The sequence below is a fragment of the Azospirillum sp. B506 genome (assembly GCF_000333595.1).
GTDB lineage: Bacteria > Pseudomonadota > Alphaproteobacteria > Azospirillales > Azospirillaceae > Azospirillum.
Genome location: NZ_BADK01000518.1, coordinates 1 through 1220 on the forward strand (window position 1 = coordinate 1; position 1220 = coordinate 1220).

A 1220-nucleotide genomic window follows, 5' to 3' on the forward strand; every position below is an offset into this window, starting at 1 on the left:
CGACTTCGGAAGCCGCGCCGCCGGAGCGGGCAACCAGCTTCTCGAAGAACTGGCCGATCAGCAGGCGCGAGGCGCTGTCGAGCATCCGGCCGCCGACCGCGGCGACCTTGCCGCCGACCGACGCGCTGTAGCGGTAGGTGACGCGCGTGCCCTCGGCGGTGCGCTCCAGCGTGACGTGCCCGGTGCCGCTGCCCGAGCCGAGCGCGCTGGTGCCGCTGCCGGTCAGGGTCAGCGCGTCCGGCGGGTCGAGGTCGGACAAGGCGACCTCCGCGGTGTAGCGGCCGCGCACCGGGCCGATGCCGACCACCACCTCCGCCCGGTAGGCGTTGGGGCCGACAAGGTCGAGCGCTTCGCAGCCCGGCAGCAGCGCCGCCAATTCCTTCGGATCGAGCAGGATGGCCCAGACCTGTTCCGGCGTCGCCGGAACCTCGCAGCTGCCCTCGCCGGTCAGGCCGCGCCCGCCCTTGACGGCGGAGGGCGGCGGAGTGGAAGAGCCGGCTGCAGATGCCGGGCGCGACGGTTCCGGCGGATGGATCAGCGCCGCCAGCTTGGCCGGGGTGATCGGCAGCGACGGCACCTCATCCACCGATACGCCCGACAGCGCGTCCGCCACCGCGTTGGCGAGGCAGACCGGGGTGCTCATGCAGTTCCCCTCCCCCACCCCCTTGGCGCCGAGCGGCGTCACCGGCGACGGGCTTTCGCGGTGAAGGATCACCGGCACCGGCACCTCGCAGGCGGTCGGCACCAGATAGTCGGCGAAGCTGCCGGACAGGAACCGGCCGTCGTCGCCATAGGCATATTCCTCGTACAGCGCGGTGCCGACGGCATGGGCGAAGCCGCCCAGGATCTGCCCTTCCACCAGCAGTGGGTTCAGCAGCCGGCCGGCATCGTGCATTGTGACGTAGCGGTCGATCCGCAGCGCCCCCGTCGTCCGGTCGATCTCGACCCCGCAGAAGTCGAAGATGAAGCCGTAGCAGGCCGAGCTGTTGATGTGGTCGGCGTCGGTCGGCGCCTTCAGCGGCTCCGGCGTCCAGAAGGCGGTCTCGCGCAGCGGCGCCTCCTGCCCGTCCGGCCCCTGCCCTCCTGACAAAGTGCCGGGCGACCAATGGCCGGCGGCGGCGACGCGGGAGAAGGACAGGCTGTTGTCCGGGTTGGCGTCGGAGAAGACCTTGCCGCCGACAAAGCGCACATCGTCGGCCCGGCAATTCAGTTGACCGGCG

Annotated in this window: 1 protein-coding gene; it reads right to left on the bottom strand. The window is 71.7% G+C overall.

Annotated elements, in window-relative coordinates:
- A partial coding sequence (locus I71_RS15585; protein ID WP_042695764.1) for a molybdopterin cofactor-binding domain-containing protein occupies nucleotides 1-1220 on the bottom strand: 1220 nt, incomplete at both ends.